The organism is Paenibacillus sp. N119s, assembly GCF_059447605.1.
In genome coordinates this window covers 1-4,612 of record NZ_JCAJRU010000320.1, presented here as the reverse complement: position 1 = coordinate 4,612, position 4,612 = coordinate 1, and the positions used below count along the sequence as shown (strand labels likewise).

The following is a 4,612-nucleotide window of genomic DNA, read 5'->3' as shown; positions in this document are numbered from 1 at the left end:
GCAGAAATCTCCTCCGTAGCACTGGATACTTCTTGGATTTGCCATGCTACATTTTTAGTGGCTTGGAGAATATCATTGAACAACGCGCCTGCTTGTCCGGCAACGACGATCCCGTTTTGAACTTCAACGTTTCCTTGCTCCATCGACTTCACTGCTTGTCCGATTTCACTTTGAATTTCTTCAATCAGTGACGTAATTTGTTTCGTTGCCTCCGCAGATTGTTCTGCCAGTTTGCGTACTTCACTGGCTACAACGGCAAAGCCTTTACCTTCTTCACCGACACGCGCAGCTTCAATAGAAGCGTTCAGAGCGAGCAGGTTCGTCTGACTGGAAATACCTGAAATGGTGCTAATGATATTGCCAATTTCCTGTGAACGGCTGTCGAGCAACTTGATGATACGGGAAGTATTCGTTACTGAATCGGTAATCAAATGCATTTGGGATGATACCTTGCTTACAATCTCGTTACCTTCATTAGAACGCTTCTCTACCGAATTGGCTTCTTCAGCCACATTGGAAGAACTGGCAGCAATATTTTGGATGACCGATGCCATTTCAGCCATAGCTCGTGCGCTATCGCCTGTGGCTTTTTCCTGTGAACGGATATTATCCGTAATTTCGTTGATATTCTGGTTGATGATGTTGGAATTGATTCCGTTTTGCTCGCAAATTGCGAGTAATTCCTTTGCAGATTCATTGACTTCATCCGTTGTCTGCTTCACTTTGGTCATGATGCTGTTAACATGGCTTACCATATCGTTGAAGTTCTGATTTACGCGCCCCAAATCATCCTGGCCAGCATGAATTTGCACATCCAGATTCCCTCTGCTGACTTCACTGATACCGTACATCAGTTGCTTAATCGGAGACAGCGTGCGTTTCACTACCCAATATTGAAGTGCCAGGCAGATTAGTAGGAAAATCACCAAAATAGTAGCCCCGCTAATAAGCAACTTGGTCAATCCGGCAGGAACAGCACCAGCATCAGCATCGACAGCAAAATAAGCAAAGATTTTGCCGCTAGGATCTTTAATCGGTGTCATCAAAGTTGTCCATGTGCCAAAAGTGTCATCATAGAAGCTGGTGAATGTAGGTTTGCCGGAGTCCAGCATACTTGTTACACCTACAGCCACAACATTGGGTTGCTCGTACATAGCGCCGACACCCATCTTTTCTTTTTCAAATGATTCTCTCAGGTCTGTTGGCATGGCAATAATGGATGTCTGATTCCCATTTTCCAGCTCTGTTCCGAAAATATAGGCGTGAGAGATATTCGGGTTCGTCGCCATGATGTTATCAAGATAGGTACGGAGCTTGGTTTGAATGGGCCCATCATAATTTTTTTCTTGAACTGCTTGCGATACTTCATCGGAATTAATGCCTTGTGCCCACTTCAATGTGATTTTTTCCACTTGCCCATGCAATTGGTCGATCAAAATCGTACGTTGGATCAAATAGCTAGACACAATAAGGACTAGCCCGATCAATACGATATTGAAGAAGGATAATAATAAGTTTTTGGTGAAGAATGATAAGCCACTCCACTTTTTCAAAATGTTCCACTCCCTGGTAGTATTTTTGTATATGGTGTTGAACCGCTTATCGAATGAGATAATCAAGTCCCCCTTACAAACATAATAAATAGAGATAATGACCCTTGATTTTTCCGAAATAGGTCTTAAGTCTTTTTCGGACAAGTAAGATATCCCTATATATATGTCGTACAAAAAGCTCTTGAAATGAATACCTAACCCAATAAAAAATTAATTTTTAATAAGTAAGCACTATGTATATTTCAGTATTTCCCAATTTATGCTCACGCTTGAAATTCAAGTTCATTTCACTCCATAAGCAACTATTCAACAGAAACCATCATACTTTATAATAGAGTCAAATGCACTTATGAATTTGGGACATTTTTCATATTTGATGCTGCAAATGCTTGATTTATCGCGGTTTTCGGGAATTGTTTGCGAAATGAGCCCATGTATCTATGCATAGAGAAGAGGGAAGAGAAAAGTGTCCAAGCTTACGATTTTAAAGGTTGAGAGCGATCATGCGGATCTGCATCATTTGATTCATAGGCTGGATGAAGACCTGCTGGAAAGGTATCCTGCCGACCAAATTTACTTGGTGGATTTTTCCAATCCGAAAGTTAAAAATATGGTTTTCGCTGTTGTGTATGTAGATGAAAAGCCGGTTGCTTGCGGAGGGCTTAGGCCTATAGATGCGGAAGAGATGGAGCTTAAGCGATTTTATGTCGATTCTTCTTATCGCCGACAAGGAATTGCAGTTAGTTTATTGTCTTTCCTGGAGCAGGAAGCCAGTAAACGGGGGATTATAAGGATTAAACTAGAGACCGGAGCGGCTCAACCTGAAGCGATTGCTTTGTATACCAAGCAGGGATACGAACCTATCGAACGCTTTGGGGAGTATGAACATGATGAAAATAGTCTTTGTTATGGTAAAAAGCTGTCTCTGTCTTTATAAAGCGTTCTCATATAAAATAGATGATGATCAACACTAGCCTATATAGCGGGAGAGATGATAATGAATTTGAAGCAAAAAGCGGCTGAGAAAGCAGTGGAAGCGATTCAGGATGGCATGAAAGTAGGACTTGGTACAGGCTCGACAGCCTATTGGGCTATTCAAAAAATCGGAGAGCGTGTGGCACAAGGATTACATATACAGGCTGTAGCTACATCCCAAGCCTCGGAGGATCAGGCCAGGGAGCTAGGGATTCCCATCATACCATTTGATCAGATTGGAAGGCTTGACGTTACCATTGACGGTGCGGATGAGGTGAATGAGCAGCTGGTATTGGTGAAAGGTGGAGGCGGGGCTCTACTGAGAGAGAAAATTGTGGAAAGCAATACCGACCGATTAATCATTATTGTGGATGAGTCCAAGGATGTGAAGGCACTGGGAGCATTTCCTTTGCCAGTCGAGGTGGTGCCTTTTGCCAGTGAATGGACGTTGGAGGCTTTGCGGCAGACAGGCTGTAAAGCGGAATGGCGTATGAAAGACGGCCAGCGCTATCTTACGGATAATGGTAATTATATTGCCGATTGTCGCTACGGTACGATCGAGAACCCGCACGAGCTGGAAATTCGCTTGAATCAAATCCCGGGTGTAGTCGATAATGGGCTGTTCATTAACATGGCGGACCAAGTCATTATCGCGCGAGCGAATGGACAAATTGACATCCGGAACAAATAATGTCTGGTAACCGTTTGTTTTATAATGTGGCATTCGTGTTATTGATATTGTATACAGGGCTTCTATTATATTGGATGTTTCTCGGTTTTGGTCGTACGTTACGACCAGGACCTCCGTATTCATATAATATGGTTCCATTGGAGACAATCGGCCGATACTGGCGGGTAATGCATTTTTCCCCTTTTCGGGTATGGGGTGTTAATTTGCTTGGGAATATTGGTGTGTTCATTCCCTTCGGTATTCTTCTGCCCATGATTTGGGTGCCTATGCGCAGGGTAGGCAGAATGCTATTAGTAGTGCTGATCGCACTGGTCATTCTCGAAGTAACCCAGATGTTGCTGGGTGCAGGTACAGCGGATGTGGATGACATCATACTGAATGTCCTGGGAGTATTATGCGGACGTGTTGCCTACGTATTTTTACGTAAGAAATGAGGGAATGCATTATAATCGCCTTGCTCTCGCAATCAGTGCTTAATAACTGGTTGAGAGCAGGCCTTTTTTACATAATCAACGGCAACTTTAGCATACTAGATGGTAATTCCTTCAACACCGACCGTAAGAGCGGGAAAAAAGTGCTCAAACTTGACAAAAGCATGCAATTAAGATATCTTTGAATAAAGATATGAGTAACGGAGGCTGTTAATATGTCTGTAAAACCAGATGATCAGGACTTAGCGCTGAACTTGTTTGTTGTTCTGGCTCGTGCTTATAATTCGGTCACTTCTCGCACGAATCGGGACATTCATAGTCATGGATTAAATACAACTGAATTTGGTGTGCTGGACTTGTTGTATTATCGCGGACCCCAGCCATTGCAGAAAATCGGAGAAAAGGTACTGATCTCCAGTGGAAATATTACGTATGTGGTAGATAAGCTCCAGAAAAAAAACTTGCTTACCCGCCGTGCGTCACAAGATGATCGGCGTGTAATTTATGCAGAATTGACGGACGAAGGACGTCATTTTTTTGAACAAATATTCCCGCAGCATCATCGTGTTATTATGGAGACTGTGGATGGCTTATCTGTGGAAGAGAAGGAGCAGGCTATTCATCTGCTAAAAAAGCTTGGGCTAACAGCTGAGGGACAGAAGAGTAACGGATCATAAGGGTTGCATATCTGATTAAATCAGCTTTGAGATAAAATACCGACTTTTCGGTATTTTATTTTTTTGTCTTATTTTGGGCAGTAGGGACGCAAATCAGGTATAATTGTCTAATAGTCTCGATCTGAGGTCATCCCCCTAGAAGCTGTTCGAATACAAATACCTTGCCGGGGAAGGAGCTGTACATGAGTATACAGCAATGCACCGCAGGTGAGTCGCTATTGATGCAAGCCGGAAATTTGGCTGAATTAGTTACCCATAAACAATACGAATTACAGCCGGATCTTT

General features: G+C 42.9%; 5 protein-coding genes. 4 read left to right on the top strand and 1 reads right to left on the bottom strand.

Annotated features, from left to right (window positions below):
• On the bottom strand, positions 1–1,553 hold a 1,553-nt coding region (locus tag AC5V8P_RS23685), incomplete at its 3' end, for a methyl-accepting chemotaxis protein (protein WP_495473925.1).
• A 466-nt stretch (positions 1,554–2,019) separates the two neighbouring features.
• On the opposite strand from AC5V8P_RS23685, the gene AC5V8P_RS23680 reads away from it, so the two are divergent.
• The 4 genes from AC5V8P_RS23680 to AC5V8P_RS23665 all read left to right on the top strand — a co-directional run bounded on the left by AC5V8P_RS23680 (position 2,020) and on the right by AC5V8P_RS23665 (position 4,327).
• Entirely contained in the window at positions 2,020–2,490 is a 471-nt protein-coding gene (locus tag AC5V8P_RS23680; protein WP_064798145.1) for a GNAT family N-acetyltransferase, read from the top strand.
• Positions 2,491–2,550: 60 nt separating this feature from the next.
• On the top strand, positions 2,551–3,219 hold the full coding sequence (gene rpiA, locus AC5V8P_RS23675) for a ribose-5-phosphate isomerase RpiA (protein ID WP_064798144.1): 669 nt from the start codon (positions 2,551–2,553) through the stop codon (positions 3,217–3,219).
• Positions 3,219–3,653 (top strand): VanZ family protein, encoded by a 435-nt coding sequence (locus AC5V8P_RS23670; protein ID WP_064798143.1) that lies wholly within the window; start codon positions 3,219–3,221, stop codon positions 3,651–3,653. The genes rpiA and AC5V8P_RS23670 overlap by 1 nt, the downstream gene beginning before the upstream one ends.
• 212 nt (positions 3,654–3,865) lie before the next feature.
• Positions 3,866–4,327, top strand: a complete 462-nt coding sequence (locus tag AC5V8P_RS23665; RefSeq protein WP_029514766.1) for a MarR family winged helix-turn-helix transcriptional regulator — start codon at positions 3,866–3,868, stop codon at positions 4,325–4,327.
• The last annotated feature ends 285 nt before the right edge of the window (positions 4,328–4,612 follow it).